The sequence below is a fragment of the Kluyvera genomosp. 2 genome, assembly GCF_036759865.1.
GTDB lineage: Bacteria > Pseudomonadota > Gammaproteobacteria > Enterobacterales > Enterobacteriaceae > Kluyvera > Kluyvera ascorbata_B.
The window spans coordinates 167402-181683 of the sequence record NZ_JAPKIA010000001.1; the positions used below are offsets into that span (position 1 = coordinate 167402).

A 14282-nucleotide genomic window follows, 5' to 3' on the forward strand; every position below is an offset into this window, starting at 1 on the left:
TTAATGTTTTGTAATAAGCCTGTCAATACTACCTGATTGTTTGGCGCCATGAAAGACTCTCGTTCTTAGGCTATAATGCGCGAATCTATAAAGCCTGAAAATACTATGATTAAAACTTCTTTTAGAAAACACCGGGTTGAGCGATTCAGCTCAAAACAAGCCGCTAAGCCGCGCCGGGATAACCAACCAAAACGCGTCATACTGTTCAATAAACCCTATGATGTTTTGCCGCAATTTACCGATGAAGCGGGCCGCAGCACGCTGAAAGATTTTATTCCCGTGCAGAATGTGTACGCCGCCGGACGCCTTGACCGCGACAGTGAAGGGTTGCTGGTGTTAACAAATGACGGCGCGCTGCAGGCCAGGCTCACCCAGCCGGGTAAGCGGACGGGCAAAATTTACTATGTACAGGTAGAAGGCGAGCCTGGCGAAGAGGCGATGCAGGCGCTGCGCGACGGCGTCACGCTCAACGACGGCCCGACGCTGCCGGCCGGTATCGAACGCGTTGAGGCTCCGGAGTGGCTGTGGCCGCGTAACCCGCCGATCCGCGAGCGGAAGTCTATTCCCACTGCCTGGCTCAAAGTGACGCTCTATGAAGGCCGTAATCGTCAGGTAAGGCGGATGACCGCTCACGTGGGCTACCCGACGCTGCGGTTAATTCGTTACGCGATGGGTGGCTACACGCTGGACAACCTCGGCAATGGCGAATGGCGTGATGCCAGCGGCGAGCGCGAATAGCGCTCGCCTGGCGTGAGCGGTCAGGAAATATCAGGAACGATGATACTTTTGTATTTTTCGAGTACCGGCGAATTGATATCCGAGGCGTTCTTCAACTGCCACAGGTTGCGGGTGATCCCGTCATTGACCAGATAAATGACGCCGGTTTCAATGGCCGACATCAGGCACAGCATGACCGGTTCATTCACCGTGTAGCCCACTTCCCCTTCCAGCAGACGCTGATAGTCGATATAGCGGAAGACGCCCGCCTGGAACTCGTAGGACAGAATCGTTTTACTGGTATTTACCGAGGAAAGTACTTCGCCGGTGCTCACGTTGACGACCCTCAGGTTGACGGCAATCTGATCGAGCTGGTACTGCGTGCTGGCGCCAATACCAAAGTAACGCGCCCCCGCCCCGCCCGATTTCACATTACTTTCATAACCGATGATCGAACCTTCAATCAGGATATTAGCCGCCACCAGCGACGGCAGCTGACCGCGGTTATTTTCTGCGACGGTACCGTTTTCCTGCGCGGCGCGAATAATTTTGCGCTCATTGAGCAGGTTTTGCAGCCCCTGACGTTCCAGCGGCGTAAACCAGTTGGAATCTTTCAGCGCCGAAACCAGCATCGCGGTGGCGCTCTGCGGGACAGAGGTTGAAAAGTTACTCGCCGGGTAAGGTTTAAACTGCCCGGTTTCATCCTGGATATTATAAACTGAGACAAACAGTTTACCCTGCGGTGGCGGCAGATGCGTTAAGTCCTGATAGCTCTGCGAGCGCGGCAACAGCGTTGGTTTTGCAGCCTGTTTAGGGGGAGAGGTAATGCAGCCCGTAAGCATCGACAGGCTAATTAAAATGACCACTACGCCGGTTATATTTTTCATCTCAGCATCCCGCCACTGATTAATTTGTTGAAACACTGCTCAGGCCGCTGACCTGAATAGAGGACGATTTCCCGGTAGAGCGGTCAAGGATGTTCATCATCAGCTGACCGTCGGTATTGGTGATATCAACAATAAAGTCTTTAGTGACCAGCCGCCCCGGTTTACCGGTAGAGAGGTTGCCCATCAGGCTACCGAGCAGCTGCGACTGGATAGCTGAAGTGAAATTATCAAGTGTTGAACTTGATGACGAAGTACTCCAGTCGTAAGCATTGGGATCTTTATAGGAGTTTTGCGCATTCGCCTCCGAGAGCAGAAAAGAACCATTATTGGGGTTGCCGCCAAAATTAGGGTTAACAAACTGGAAGGTCAGGTTCCCCGCCTGGGCTGTGGTAGATAAAAAACCAATACCAAGAATTAAAGAAAGCACTTTCATCGTACGCTCCTAGAACTCATCTTTGGTTAAGTCGCCAGTATTTAATAAAGCTTTATTAATGGCGCGCTTCTGCAAAGCCTCATACACGGAAGCTAATGCGACATTAACTTGTTTATCAAAGTCATTTTTACTTGGAAATAAAAACGTCTGATACAGCAAATCTTGATCGACCTTGATCGTTATCCAGCTGCCCCAGCGGGCACTGGGGCGTTCATTAATCGTAATCGAACCCGGGTACTCTTCCTCCCAATGGTCGGTAAACTCCCGATAAAAATCGTGGCCCACACGGGTGATCGTATTATCCGTCACCAGCCCCGGCACCTCTATTTCTGCTGCAGCGGTGACGCGTACTGCCAGCAGCATTATTAATGTTACCGTTATCACTATCAGTTTTTTCATGATTAGCGTCTAAGGTTTTCGTTAGCCCAGGTAACAGCCTGCGTTCTATTTTTTACAGATATCTTGCGAAAAAGATTATATAAATGTGTCTTCACGGTATTCTCGCTAATAAATAGCAGGCGGGCAATTTCAACATTCGAGGCACCCATTCGCAGCTTATTAAGAATATCCTTTTCGCGCTGCGTCAACCCGCTGGTATCGTCATGGTACCGGTAACTGCCCGACTGATTAATAAGATAGCTGGTGAGATCGTGAGGAAAATGGCAACCACCGTTCATCACGTTGCGAATGCCACCCACTAAGGTTTGTTCATCGACGGAAAGATGAAACACTGCGCTAATACCAAACCATGACTCTACTTCATGAAAGTGATAGTCCTCTGGCATATTAATGAGCAAAACTTTCACTTTTTCACGTAATCGTCGTAGTTCACTTTGCCAGAGTAAGGTCCTTTTTTTATCCGACTCACTAAGATCAAAAAGAACCAGAACGCGCTCGGCGTCAGTCTGCTCGAGCATTTTTTGAATATTCTGAATTCTGACATTAATTGGTAATGATGTTTTGAGTTGATGAACCAGGGCAGTGGCCTGCAATGACGGCCTGGTTATTAACAGCAAAATATCGTTATGTACCGGTTCAGTTTCTTTCGGCATTATGAAACCCCATCCCGCTTGCTGCTCGGAACGCGATCTCTTTCTGCTATGCACACAATATGCATACGCAGAAAGAGTCGCCGTTCTGTGTAGTTGCTGATTTAATAAGTATGACAATTAATAAGTATGACAATAAAGGGTATTAAGCACAGAATGTGCGCTTGTTTCCTAAGTGCTGCAATACTGTTCAATCTAGACATTGGCATTTTAATCGCAAGGGTTATTTGTGTTTCAAAATGTAACAATAACATGTCAGGTTATTACGAAGAAATACACTATTGGTTATGATTTATATAAAGAAAATAATTTTATCTTTTCCCATAGCGCCTGAGCCAACATGCGTATTTACACTTCAGTCTATTCAAGGTATGCCATCTTCTGCCGACAATGCCGCTAGCTGTAAACTTTCTATTCCATCATTTAGCTTATGGAAGAATAATTTAGCTTAGGCCGTAAAGCGCTAAATACTGTTGTGCTATCGCGGCAGCCCGCTCCGTTTGCATCCGCGTGGTGACGCCGCTGCCAGCCTGTCTCATTCCTGAATCCTCATACTATCGACTGACGCTCATTTTCAAAATACGTAATCCAGGCGAAAACAATGATTATTTCTGTCGAACATACTCAATCCATAAATCAGCGACTGCCGCACTCCGTAAGCGGACGAAGCTATCGCTGGTTTAACTCCTGACTTTAACCGTCGGTTAAATCAAGGTGCCATTATGAAACAGTGGTTCTTATTAATACCCTTATTGGGCTGTTCATATCTGGCTACTGCGGGAGGCGATCTGGCGGGCTCTGAGTTTTCAGGGTTAAGTCAATATCGTCAGAACTACGATATGGTAGCAATTACTGGCCAACATGGCAGCGGTAATAACGCGTCTATTAACCAGTCAGGCTCGCATATTTATGGTTCTATTTCTCAGGTGGGTGGGTATAACAACGCGATATTAAATCAAAATGGTTTTAATAATCGCGCTGCAATAGCGCAATACGGTAATGGTAATAACGCTACGGTAAGCCAATCAGGGACGAATAATTCTGCAGAGGTCGTGCAGGCAGGATCGGCGAACCAGGCGGATATTACGCAAACTGGTTTTGATAACTCTGCAAAAATTGTCAGCAAAGGCGTTGGCAATATTACGCAGATTAATCAAACAGGCACAAGCCGCGGCGCGGCCGTTGTGCAAAATTCGGCAGGAATGGCAATTCGCATTACCCAAAATTAGCGTTTTAACTGATTGACCAATCTCTAAACCTATGGGGTATCTTAATGAAAACGTGGAAAATTGTTATTTTGTCAACACTGTTAGCATCGGGTGTCGCTGTGGCAAGTGAAGATGGCAAAGGCGGTGGTAGTTGGCCTGGTAATGGTAATGGCGGCGGCGGTGGCAGCGGCGTCACGCTTCCGGATATCCCGACAATTACGGGCAAAGCCCCTATCGTCCCGCAAAGCGGCAAATGGGATCAGGCCATTCATATTTACCAGCCGGGAAACGGTAACTTCTCCCAGGCCGATCAGGCGAGCTCATCCGGCTCCGTCATTGATGTCCATCAGTACGGCAGTTATGGCAGTTCTATCGTCAACCAGGCTGCGACCAAAAGCGCTGTCTTCGTAAACCAATATGGTTCGGGTAACCAATCTTCGGCGACGCAGAAAGGTACCACTAGTTCTATCAGCGTCACTCAAAAAGGCGCAAACAACATCTCTTCTGCGACACAGCAATCGGGTGGTCAGGGTAACGCCATTGTGGTGTCACAAGATGGCACTGGCAATAATTCCGGCGTTAAACAATCTGGCACCAGTAACTCAAGCTCTGTAGTACAGAGCGGCAACTACAACCTCTCTGATATTGTCCAGGCGGGCAGCAAAAGTATTGTTGATGTACAGCAGTCTGTCGGCAACAACAAGTCTTACGTGAATCAGAGCGCTAATGATTCGGCTATTTTAGTGTCTCAGACCAACGCGGGTAACTTCAGCAGCGTCGGTCAGACGCATAACAATGCGGTGACCTACGTTCAGCAATCCGGTTCAGGTAACATTTCGTACGTTAATCAGAACTAACCCCTACAGCCGGATGAATTTTTCATCCGGCTGTCTTTCGCTCAATGACGAGGACTTCTATGCACCTCCTGCTTATCGCCGCCGCGCTCAGCAACCAACTGTGGTTTGAAACCCAACAGCAGGATAACGCGCTGGTTGTCACACCGATGGCGACGCTGACAAACGATTGCAGCTGCCAGATGACGATTAACGTGATTCATCAGGGGCAGTCCGGGCAAAGCAACAGCAGCCAAAGCGGCAGCGTCGTGATAAAAGGTCAGCATCCGCAGCCGCTGGCCAGCATGATGCTGGATATTCCCCACGGCGAATGGACACAAATCACCGTCACCCTCAGCGACAGTAAAGGCGTTATTTTGCAGCAAAGCTGGAGTTCGCCGACGAAGGTTTGATTTTCCCCTCCCCTTCTTTATATCCTTATCCTCTTTCTTGCCCGATAAGGATGCCGCATGTTTAAACCTCACGTTACCGTCGCCTGCGTGGTTCACGCCGAAGGCAAATTTTTGCTGGTAGAAGAAACCATCAATGGCAAAGTGCTGTGGAATCAGCCTGCCGGCCATCTGGAAGCCGACGAAACCCTGATACAGGCCGCCGAGCGCGAGCTGTGGGAAGAGACCGGCATTCGCGCAACGCCGCAGCATTTTGTGCGTCTGCATCAGTGGCTGGCACCCGACCACACGCCGTTTCTGCGCTTTCTTTTCGTCATTGAACTTGCCGAAATGTGCGCCACTGAACCGCACGATAGCGATATCGATCGCTGCCTGTGGCTCAGCGCCGAAGAGATCCTCAATGCCAAAAACCTCCGGTCTGCGCTGGTTGCCGAAAGCATCCGCTGCTATCAGCAGGACGAGCGCTATCCGCTGTCGTTGATCGGTGCATTTAACTGGCCGTTTACCGAGGGTGCCAAGTAACAGGCTGCGTGCTAGAATATGCCGCCTTGAAGTCCAATGTCGTGAGTATTCCAATGTCAGAAAGCCAGAAAAAAGTGATCGTCGGCATGTCCGGCGGTGTTGATTCCTCCGTTTCCGCCTACCTGTTGCAACAACAGGGCTATAAGGTGGAGGGCCTGTTCATGAAGAACTGGGAGGAAGACGACGGCGAGGAATACTGCACTGCCGCCGCCGACCTTGCCGATGCGCAAGCGGTATGCGATAAGCTCGGCATTGAGCTGCACACCGTTAACTTTGCCGCCGAATACTGGGACAACGTATTTGAGCTCTTCCTGGAAGAGTACAAAGCGGGCCGCACGCCCAACCCGGATATCCTGTGCAACAAAGAGATCAAATTCAAAGCCTTCCTCGAGTTTGCCGCAGAAGATCTCGGCGCCGACTACATTGCCACCGGCCACTACGTGCGCCGCGCCGATGTTAACGGCAAGAGCCAGCTGCTGCGCGGCCTCGATGGCAACAAAGACCAGAGCTACTTCCTTTATACGCTGAGCCACGAACAGATCGCGCAAAGCCTGTTCCCGGTCGGCGAACTGGAAAAGCCGCAGGTGCGTAAAATCGCCGAAGAGCTGGATCTCATCACCGCGAAGAAAAAAGACTCCACCGGTATCTGCTTTATCGGCGAGCGTAAATTCCGCGAGTTCCTCGGCCGCTACCTGCCCGCACAGCCAGGTAAAATTATCACCGTCGATGGCGAAGAGATCGGTACTCATCAGGGGCTGATGTATCACACGCTGGGCCAGCGCAAAGGTTTGGGCATCGGAGGCACCAAAGAAGGCAGCGAAGATCCGTGGTACGTGGTGGATAAAGACGTTGAGAACAACATTCTGGTTGTCGCTCAGGGTCACGATCATCCGCGCCTGATGTCCGTGGGGCTGATTGCCCAGCAGCTGCATTGGGTGGATCGCGAACCGGTCACCGGCACCTTCCGCTGCACCGTGAAGACCCGCTACCGCCAGACGGATATCCCGTGCACCGTCACCGCGCTGGATGCAGAACGTATTGAGGTTCGCTTTGATGAACCTGTTGCCGCTGTTACCCCTGGCCAGTCCGCCGTGTTCTATCGCGGTGAAGTCTGCCTCGGCGGCGGCGTGATTGAGCAGCGCCTGCCGCTGCCTGTGGAATAAAGCCCTCCCCGAGCAGGGCATAACGTAGTCTGCCTGGCGTCGCGCCGTCGGGCAGCGCAACAAGGAGTTAGCGTGGCGAAGAATTACTATGACATCACCCTGGCGCTGGCGGGAATTTGCCAGTCCGCCCGTCTGGTGCAGCAGTTGGCCCATCAGGGGCACTGCGACGGCGACGCGTTACACGTTTCGCTCAACAGCGTCATCGACCTTAACCCAGACTCCGCGCTGGGTGTGTTTGGTGGCAGCGAAGCCAATCTTCGTCTCGGCCTTGAAACCTTACTCGGCGTGCTGAACGCCAGCAGCCGCCAGGGGCTGAACGCCGAGCTGACTCGCTATACGCTCAGCCTGATGGTGCTCGAGCGCAAGCTTGCCGCCGCCAAAGGCGCAATGGACACGCTGGGCAACCGCATCAACGGCCTGCAGCGTCAGCTCGACCATTTTGATTTGCAGTCCGATACGCTGCTCAGCGCCATGGCAGGTATCTATGTGGACGTCATCAGCCCACTCGGCCCGCGTATTCAGGTGACTGGCTCCCCTGCTGTGCTGCAAAGCCCGCAGGTGCAGGCCAAAGTCCGTGCTTCGCTGCTGGCGGGGATCCGCTCGGCGGTGCTGTGGCACCAGGTCGGCGGCGGGCGTCTGCAGCTCATGTTTTCTCGTAATCGCCTGACCACTCAGGCAAAACAAATTCTCGCTCATTTAACCCCGGAGTTGTGATCTATGGAATTATCCTCACTGACCGCCGTTTCCCCTGTCGATGGACGCTACGGCGATAAAGTCAGCGCGCTGCGCGGGATTTTCAGCGAATATGGTTTGCTGAAATTCCGTGTACAAGTCGAAGTACGCTGGCTGCAGAAGCTGGCCGCACACGCAGCCGTCAAGGAAGTTCCTGCTTTTGCTGCCGACGCAAACGGTTACCTTGATAGCATCGTGGCTAACTTCTCTGAAGAAGACGCCGCGCGCATTAAAACTATCGAGCGCACCACCAACCACGACGTCAAGGCGGTTGAGTATTTCCTGAAAGAGAAAGTCGCGTCGGTGCCTGAGCTGCACGCCGTGTCTGAGTTTATTCACTTTGCCTGCACCTCCGAAGACATCAACAACCTGTCCCACGCGCTGATGCTGAAAACCGCGCGCGAAGAAGTGGTGCTGCCGTACTGGCGTAAAATTATTGATGCCATTAAAGACCTGGCGGTGCAGTATCGTGATATCCCGCTTCTCTCCCGTACCCACGGTCAGCCCGCTACGCCGTCCACCATCGGCAAAGAAATGGCCAACGTCGCGTACCGTATGGAGCGTCAGTTCCGTCAGCTGGGCCAGGTAGAAATTCTGGGCAAAATCAACGGTGCGGTAGGTAACTACAATGCCCACATCGCCGCATACCCGGACGTTGACTGGCACCAGTTCAGCGAAGAGTTCGTGACCTCGCTGGGCATTCAGTGGAACCCGTACACCACCCAGATTGAGCCACACGACTATATTGCCGAGCTGTTTGACTGCATCGCGCGCTTCAACACCATCCTGATCGACTTCGATCGCGACGTGTGGGGCTACATTGCGCTGAACCACTTCAAGCAGAAAACCATCGCTGGCGAGATTGGTTCTTCCACCATGCCGCATAAGGTCAACCCAATCGACTTCGAAAACTCCGAAGGCAACCTGGGCCTGTCGAACGCGGTGCTGCAGCATCTGGCGAGCAAACTGCCGGTATCTCGCTGGCAGCGCGATCTGACCGACTCCACCGTGCTGCGTAACCTGGGCGTGGGTATCGGCTACGCGCTGATCGCCTACCAGTCTACGCTGAAGGGCGTGAGCAAGCTGGAAGTGAACCGCGATCGTCTGCTCGACGAGCTGGATCACAACTGGGAAGTACTGGCCGAGCCTATCCAGACCGTTATGCGTCGCTACGGCATCGAGAAGCCGTACGAGAAGCTGAAAGAACTGACCCGCGGCAAACGCGTTGACGCTGAAGGCATGAAACAGTTCATCGACGGCCTTGCGCTGCCGGAAGAAGAGAAAACCCGCCTCAAGGCGATGACACCGGCTAACTATATCGGCCGCGCCATCACCATGGTCGACGAGCTGAAATAATCCCGTCTCCTCCTCTCCTTCTTTCCGAAGGAGAGGGCATTCCTTATCCGGCCTACAGCATTAGGGACTTTTCCTGTAATTTAAGAAATGTTTATCTCCATCGCGACATAATCAGCGTTAAACTATTCATGTCACTAATTTAATGGAGAAACAGCATGCGCGTACTCGTCGTAGAGGACAACGCTCTGTTACGTCACCATCTGAAAGTTCAGCTCCAGGAAATGGGCCATCAGGTGGATGCCGCAGAAGACGCGAAGGAAGCAGATTATTATTTAGGCGAGCACCTCCCCGATATTGCGATTGTCGATCTGGGCCTGCCGGATGAAGATGGCCTGTCGCTGATTCGCCGCTGGCGCAGCCACGATATCTCACTGCCGATTCTGGTGCTGACGGCCCGTGAGAGCTGGCAGGATAAGGTGGAAGTTCTGAGCGCCGGTGCTGATGATTACGTGACCAAACCGTTCCATATTGAAGAGGTCGCCGCCCGCATGCAGGCGCTGATGCGCCGTAATAGCGGCCACGCGTCGCAGGTGATATCTCTGCCGCCGTTCCAGGTTGACCTGTCGCGCCGCGAGCTGTCCATTAATGAAGAAGTGATCAAACTCACCGCCTTCGAATACACCATTATGGAAACGCTGATCCGCAACAATGGCAAGGTGGTCAGTAAAGATTCTCTCATGCTTCAGCTCTACCCTGACGCCGAACTGCGCGAAAGCCACACGATTGATGTGCTGATGGGGCGTCTGCGTAAGAAAATTCAGGCCCAGTATCCGCACGACGTGATTATTACCGTGCGCGGTCAGGGCTACCTGTTCGAACTACGCGAATGAAGCATATTCGTCGGCATATTCTGCCGCTGTCGCTGCGGATGCGTTTTCTGCTGGCGACGGCTGCCGTGGTTATCGTGCTGTCGCTGGCCTACGGCATGGTGGCGCTGGTCGGCTACAGCGTCAGTTTTGATAAAACCACTTTTCGTCTGCTGCGCGGCGAGAGCAACCTGTTCTATACCCTGGCAAAATGGGAAAACAATGCGCTGAGCGTTGATATTCCCGACAATCTCAATATGCAAAGCCCTACGGTAGCGTTGATCTACAACGACAAAGGCCAGCTGCTGTGGCAGCAAAAAGACCTGCCGTGGTTGACCAAACGTATTCAGCCGGAGTGGCTGCGGGGCAACGGTTTTTATGAAATTGAAGCCGACGTCAACTCTACCAGCACGCTGCTGCGCAACGATCATGAGATGCAAAAAGAGCTCACCGAGATGCGTGAACAGGGGGACGACTCAGAAATGACCCACTCGGTGGCGGTCAACAGCTACCCGGCCACCAGCCTGATGCCCGCGCTGGTGATCGTGGTCATCGACACCATTCCGATAGAGCTGAAACGCTCCTATATGGTCTGGAGTTGGTTCTCCTACGTGGTTGCCGCCAACCTGCTGCTGGTCATTCCGCTGCTGTGGATAGCCGCTCACTGGAGCCTGCGCCCGATTGCCGACCTCACCCGCGAAGTGCGCGAACTGGAAGAGCACCACCGTGAGCATCTTAATCCCGATACCACCCGCGAGCTCACCAGCCTGGTACGCAACCTGAACCGACTGCTGAAAAGCGAACGCGAGCGCTATGACAAATATCGCACCACCCTAACCGACCTGACGCACAGTCTGAAAACGCCGCTGGCGGTGCTGCAAAGCTCGCTACGTTCGCTGCGCAGCGAGAAAATCACCGTCAGTGAAGCCGAGCCGGTTATGCTGGAGCAAATCAGCCGTATCTCGCAGCAAATCGGCTACTACCTGCACCGTGCCAGCATGCGTACCGACAGCACCCTGGTCAGCCGCGAGCTGCACCCGGTTGCGCCGCTGCTAGACAGCCTGACCTCGGCGCTGAATAAAGTCTATCAGCGTAAAGGGGTGAACATCACGCTGGATATTTCGCCGGAGATAACCTTTGCCGGTGAACAAAATGACTTTATGGAAGTCATGGGCAACCTGCTGGATAACGCCTGTAAATACTGCCTGGAGTTTGTGGAAGTGTCCGCCCGCCAGACCGACGATTACCTGCACATTATCGTTGAGGATGACGGCCCCGGTATTCCACAGAGCAAGCGTGATATCGTCTTCGACCGCGGTCAGCGCGCCGATACCATGCGTCCAGGTCAGGGCGTTGGCCTCGCCGTCGCTCGCGATATTGTTGAACAGTATGACGGCCATATCGCTGCCCACGATAGCCTGCTCGGCGGGGCGAAAATGGAGGTTATCTTCGGCCACCAGAACCTGGACAGTCACGAAGGGTAAATTCTGTTTCCGCAGCAAGGTAGTTTTGTGAATAAGATGTATAATCCAGGACATATCTCTGCTGCGGAAATAGTCATATGGAATACCACTTAACGTTAAACTGGGCCGATTTTCTGGCTCGCTACTGGCAAAAGCGCCCGGTCGTTCTTAAACGCGGCTTCGCCAACTTTATTGACCCCATTTCACCGGATGAACTGGCGGGTCTGGCGATGGAAAATGAGGTCGATAGCCGCCTGGTTAGCCATCTCGACGGCGACTGGCAGGTGAGCCACGGCCCGTTCGAAAGCTTCGACCACCTCGGCGAGAGCAACTGGTCGCTGCTGGTGCAGGCCGTCGATCACTGGCACGAACCGTCCAGCGCGCTGATGCGTCCATTCCGCGCCCTGCCCGATTGGCGTATTGACGATCTGATGATCTCTTTCTCGGTACCCGGCGGCGGCGTTGGCCCGCATGTCGATCAGTACGATGTCTTTATTATCCAGGGGACCGGCCGCCGCCGCTGGCGCGTAGGCGAGAAAACCGCCCTTAAACAGCACTGCCCGCACCCTGACCTGCTGCAGGTGCAGCCGTTTGACGCCATCATTGATGAAGAGATGGAGCCGGGCGACATTCTTTACATCCCGCCAGGATTCCCGCATGAAGGCTACGCGCTGGAAAACTCGCTTAACTACTCTGTAGGCTTCCGTTCGCCGAACAGCCGTGAGCTGATCAGCGGCTTTGCCGACTACATTCTGCAGCGCGACTTGGGCAACCAGCACTACAGCGATCCGGACGTGCCCTCGCGCGATCATCCGGCAGACTTACTGCCACAGGAAGTCGACAGCCTTCGCGAGATGATGCTGGGATTAATTCAGCAGCCGGAGCACTTCCAGCAGTGGCTGGGCGAATTTATCAGCCAGTCGCGCCACGAGCTGGATATTGCGCCGCCGGAGCCGCCGTACCAGCCGGATGAAATCTACGATGCCTTGCAGCAAGGCGACATGCTTCAGCGTCTGGGCGGGCTGCGGGTGATCCGTATCGGCGATGATTTCTTCGTCAACGGCGAGAAGGTGGATTCTCCGCACCATCAGGCGCTGGATGCGATGGCGGGCAGCATCATGCTGGAAAGCCAGCATTTTGGTGAAGCGCTGGACGATCCATCGTTCCTGGCGCTGCTGGCTGCGCTGGTCAACAGCGGCTACTGGTTCTTTGCAGAATAAACCACCGAATCTATACCGATAGTAGGCCGGATAAGGCGTTTACGCCGCCATCCGGCCTACATAAAAACCCAGCGCGAATCTACGCCGGGTTTTCTTTGACGGTTAGCCGCGCTGGGCCGTCAGCTCAGCGATACGCACAATCACCTGCACCGCTTTCTCCATCCCTTCCAGGGTCACAAATTCATGCTTGCCGTGGTAGTTATAGCCGCCGGTGAAAATGTTCGGACACGGTAGCCCCATAAAGGAGAGCTGCGCGCCGTCGGTGCCGCCGCGAATCGGCTTGAGATCCGGCTCAATATCGCAGTCGCGCATCGCCTGCTGAGCAATCTCGACGATATGCGGATGCTCCGCCACCTTCTCGCGCATATTGTAATAGCTGTCTTCAATGATCAGTTCAATATAGCAATCCGGGTGCAGGCCTTTGCCGACCTTTTTGGCGATTTCCATCATCTTGCGCTTACGGGCTTCAAACTGCTTACGTTCAAAGTCGCGCACAATGTAGTGCATCTCGGCGCGATCTACCGAACCTTTGATGCTGGTCAGATGGTAAAAACCTTCATAGCCTTCGGTTTTTTCCGGGCTTTCATCGGCGGGCACTTCCGCATGAATGCGCGCCGCCAGCGACAGCGCGTTGACCATCACTCCTTTCGCGGTTCCCGGGTGGACGTTATTACCGACAATCTTGATCGTCACCGATGCGGCATTAAAGTTTTCGTACTCCAGCTCGCCCACGCCGCCGCCGTCAATGGTGTAGGCCCACTGAGCGTTAAAAGCCTCAACGTCGAAATGTTTTGCCCCTTTGCCCACTTCTTCGTCCGGCGTGAAGGCCACGCGAATGTCGCCGTGCGGGATATTTTTCTCTTTCAGCACCGCCAGCGCGGTCATGATTTCGGCGATCCCTGCTTTATCATCGGCGCCGAGCAGCGTTTTACCATCGGTGGTGATCAGCGTCTGCCCCAGCAACTGATGCAGCACCGGGAACATCACCGGTGACAGCACTTCGTCGCCGATACCCAGCGCGATATCGCCGCCGCGGTAGTTTTCCACGATCTGCGGGTTAACGTTTTTACCGCTAAAGTCCGGGGCGGTATCCACATGGGAGATAAAACCAATCGCCGGAATGTCGCCGCTGACGTTGGCCGGCAGAGTCCCCATGACGGTGCCCTTTTCGCTCAACGTGACGTTAACCAGCCCCATCGTTTCCAATTGCTCTTTGAGCAGATGTAACAGTTTCCACTGCCCTTCGGTACTCGGCACCTGACGCACGCCGGGCTTCGATTGCGTGTCCAGAGAAACGTACTGCAAAAAACGCTCAAGCAATTTATCCATGTAGCCACCCTCACTTTTTGTGACAACATTATCAATAAGCCATAAAAGACAAATATTGCGTCAGGTCACTTTTAGCCCGTCAAAGGCGACTTTTTTTCCCCGAACGGCATCTAATCGTCAGATATTCCTATAGGAAGTTTAACAAGGATTGGCG

General features: G+C 53.3%; 16 protein-coding genes. 11 read left to right on the top strand and 5 right to left on the bottom strand.

Going from position 1 to position 14282, the window contains the following annotated elements:
• The first annotated feature begins 75 nt into the window (after positions 1-75).
• A complete protein-coding gene (gene rluE / locus V6942_RS00835; protein ID WP_106926417.1) occupies positions 76-738 on the top strand; it encodes a 23S rRNA pseudouridine(2457) synthase RluE in 663 nt (220 codons plus the stop codon).
• Between the two features lie 20 nt (positions 739-758).
• On the opposite strand, the gene csgG is transcribed toward rluE, so the two are convergent.
• Genes csgG through csgD form a run of 4 tightly spaced genes read right to left on the bottom strand, consistent with a single transcriptional unit; the run spans position 759 to position 3089 of the window.
• Positions 759-1604, bottom strand: a complete 846-nt coding sequence (gene csgG, locus V6942_RS00840; RefSeq protein WP_106926415.1) for a curli production assembly/transport protein CsgG — start codon at positions 1602-1604, stop codon at positions 759-761.
• Positions 1605-1623: 19 nt separating this feature from the next.
• A complete protein-coding gene (csgF, locus tag V6942_RS00845) occupies positions 1624-2037 on the bottom strand; it encodes a curli production assembly/transport protein CsgF (RefSeq protein WP_106926413.1) in 414 nt (137 codons plus the stop codon).
• Between the two features lie 9 nt (positions 2038-2046).
• The gene (csgE, locus tag V6942_RS00850) at positions 2047-2436 is read right to left on the bottom strand and encodes a curli production assembly/transport protein CsgE (protein ID WP_106926411.1); all 390 of its coding nucleotides are present in this window, start codon (positions 2434-2436) and stop codon (positions 2047-2049) included.
• A 2-nt stretch (positions 2437-2438) separates the two neighbouring features.
• Complete coding sequence (gene csgD, locus V6942_RS00855) at positions 2439-3089, bottom strand: biofilm master transcriptional regulator CsgD (protein ID WP_106926409.1); 651 nt, start codon at positions 3087-3089, stop codon at positions 2439-2441.
• 719 nt (positions 3090-3808) lie between these two features.
• Between csgD and V6942_RS00860 the strand changes: the two genes are divergently transcribed.
• The 10 genes from V6942_RS00860 (at position 3809) to V6942_RS00905 (ending at position 12799) form a co-directional block, all read left to right on the top strand.
• Entirely contained in the window at positions 3809-4315 is a 507-nt protein-coding gene (locus tag V6942_RS00860) for a curlin (RefSeq protein ID WP_106926407.1), read from the top strand.
• Positions 4316-4359: 44 nt separating this feature from the next.
• Positions 4360-5151: a hypothetical protein gene (locus V6942_RS00865; protein WP_106926405.1), complete on the top strand. Its 792-nt coding sequence runs from the start codon at positions 4360-4362 to the stop codon at positions 5149-5151.
• A 59-nt stretch (positions 5152-5210) separates the two neighbouring features.
• Positions 5211-5540: a curli assembly chaperone CsgC gene (csgC, locus tag V6942_RS00870; protein ID WP_181357989.1), complete on the top strand. Its 330-nt coding sequence runs from the start codon at positions 5211-5213 to the stop codon at positions 5538-5540.
• Positions 5541-5597: 57 nt separating this feature from the next.
• Positions 5598-6059, top strand: a complete 462-nt coding sequence (locus V6942_RS00875; protein WP_182965587.1) for an NUDIX hydrolase — start codon at positions 5598-5600, stop codon at positions 6057-6059.
• Between the two features lie 53 nt (positions 6060-6112).
• On the top strand, positions 6113-7222 hold the full coding sequence (gene mnmA / locus V6942_RS00880) for a tRNA 2-thiouridine(34) synthase MnmA (RefSeq protein WP_146145712.1): 1110 nt from the start codon (positions 6113-6115) through the stop codon (positions 7220-7222).
• Between the two features lie 72 nt (positions 7223-7294).
• Positions 7295-7936, top strand: coding sequence for a high frequency lysogenization protein HflD (hflD, locus tag V6942_RS00885; RefSeq protein ID WP_333500711.1), 642 nt, complete (start codon positions 7295-7297; stop codon positions 7934-7936).
• Between the two features lie 3 nt (positions 7937-7939).
• The gene (purB, locus tag V6942_RS00890) at positions 7940-9310 is read left to right on the top strand and encodes an adenylosuccinate lyase (protein WP_182929083.1); all 1371 of its coding nucleotides are present in this window, start codon (positions 7940-7942) and stop codon (positions 9308-9310) included.
• Positions 9311-9465: 155 nt separating this feature from the next.
• On the top strand, positions 9466-10140 hold the full coding sequence (gene phoP / locus V6942_RS00895) for a two-component system response regulator PhoP (protein ID WP_106926394.1): 675 nt from the start codon (positions 9466-9468) through the stop codon (positions 10138-10140).
• Complete coding sequence (gene phoQ, locus V6942_RS00900) at positions 10137-11600, top strand: two-component system sensor histidine kinase PhoQ (RefSeq protein WP_106926392.1); 1464 nt, start codon at positions 10137-10139, stop codon at positions 11598-11600. The genes phoP and phoQ overlap by 4 nt, the downstream gene beginning before the upstream one ends.
• Before the next feature lie 77 nt (positions 11601-11677).
• Positions 11678-12799: a cupin domain-containing protein gene (locus tag V6942_RS00905; RefSeq protein WP_106926390.1), complete on the top strand. Its 1122-nt coding sequence runs from the start codon at positions 11678-11680 to the stop codon at positions 12797-12799.
• 102 nt (positions 12800-12901) lie between these two features.
• Here V6942_RS00905 and pepT read toward each other — a convergent pair whose 3' ends face one another.
• Positions 12902-14128 (bottom strand): peptidase T, encoded by a 1227-nt coding sequence (pepT, locus tag V6942_RS00910; protein ID WP_181357988.1) that lies wholly within the window; start codon positions 14126-14128, stop codon positions 12902-12904.
• Between the last annotated feature and the right edge of the window lie 154 nt (positions 14129-14282).

What these genes read in the sequence shown, in the direction of transcription:
- rluE (WP_106926417.1), top strand. Translation starts at nt 76, where the DNA reads ATGCGCGAATCTATAAAGCCTGAAAATACTATGATTAAAACTTCTTTT.
- csgG (WP_106926415.1), bottom strand. Translation starts at nt 1,604, where the DNA reads ATGAAAAATATAACCGGCGTAGTGGTCATTTTAATTAGCCTGTCGATG.
- csgF (WP_106926413.1), bottom strand. Translation starts at nt 2,037, where the DNA reads ATGAAAGTGCTTTCTTTAATTCTTGGTATTGGTTTTTTATCTACCACA.
- csgE (WP_106926411.1), bottom strand. Translation starts at nt 2,436, where the DNA reads ATGAAAAAACTGATAGTGATAACGGTAACATTAATAATGCTGCTGGCA.
- csgD (WP_106926409.1), bottom strand. Translation starts at nt 3,089, where the DNA reads ATGCCGAAAGAAACTGAACCGGTACATAACGATATTTTGCTGTTAATA.
- V6942_RS00860 (WP_106926407.1), top strand. Translation starts at nt 3,809, where the DNA reads ATGAAACAGTGGTTCTTATTAATACCCTTATTGGGCTGTTCATATCTG.
- V6942_RS00865 (WP_106926405.1), top strand. Translation starts at nt 4,360, where the DNA reads ATGAAAACGTGGAAAATTGTTATTTTGTCAACACTGTTAGCATCGGGT.
- csgC (WP_181357989.1), top strand. Translation starts at nt 5,211, where the DNA reads ATGCACCTCCTGCTTATCGCCGCCGCGCTCAGCAACCAACTGTGGTTT.
- V6942_RS00875 (WP_182965587.1), top strand. Translation starts at nt 5,598, where the DNA reads ATGTTTAAACCTCACGTTACCGTCGCCTGCGTGGTTCACGCCGAAGGC.
- mnmA (WP_146145712.1), top strand. Translation starts at nt 6,113, where the DNA reads ATGTCAGAAAGCCAGAAAAAAGTGATCGTCGGCATGTCCGGCGGTGTT.
- purB (WP_182929083.1), top strand. Translation starts at nt 7,940, where the DNA reads ATGGAATTATCCTCACTGACCGCCGTTTCCCCTGTCGATGGACGCTAC.
- phoP (WP_106926394.1), top strand. Translation starts at nt 9,466, where the DNA reads ATGCGCGTACTCGTCGTAGAGGACAACGCTCTGTTACGTCACCATCTG.
- phoQ (WP_106926392.1), top strand. Translation starts at nt 10,137, where the DNA reads ATGAAGCATATTCGTCGGCATATTCTGCCGCTGTCGCTGCGGATGCGT.
- V6942_RS00905 (WP_106926390.1), top strand. Translation starts at nt 11,678, where the DNA reads ATGGAATACCACTTAACGTTAAACTGGGCCGATTTTCTGGCTCGCTAC.
- pepT (WP_181357988.1), bottom strand. Translation starts at nt 14,128, where the DNA reads ATGGATAAATTGCTTGAGCGTTTTTTGCAGTACGTTTCTCTGGACACG.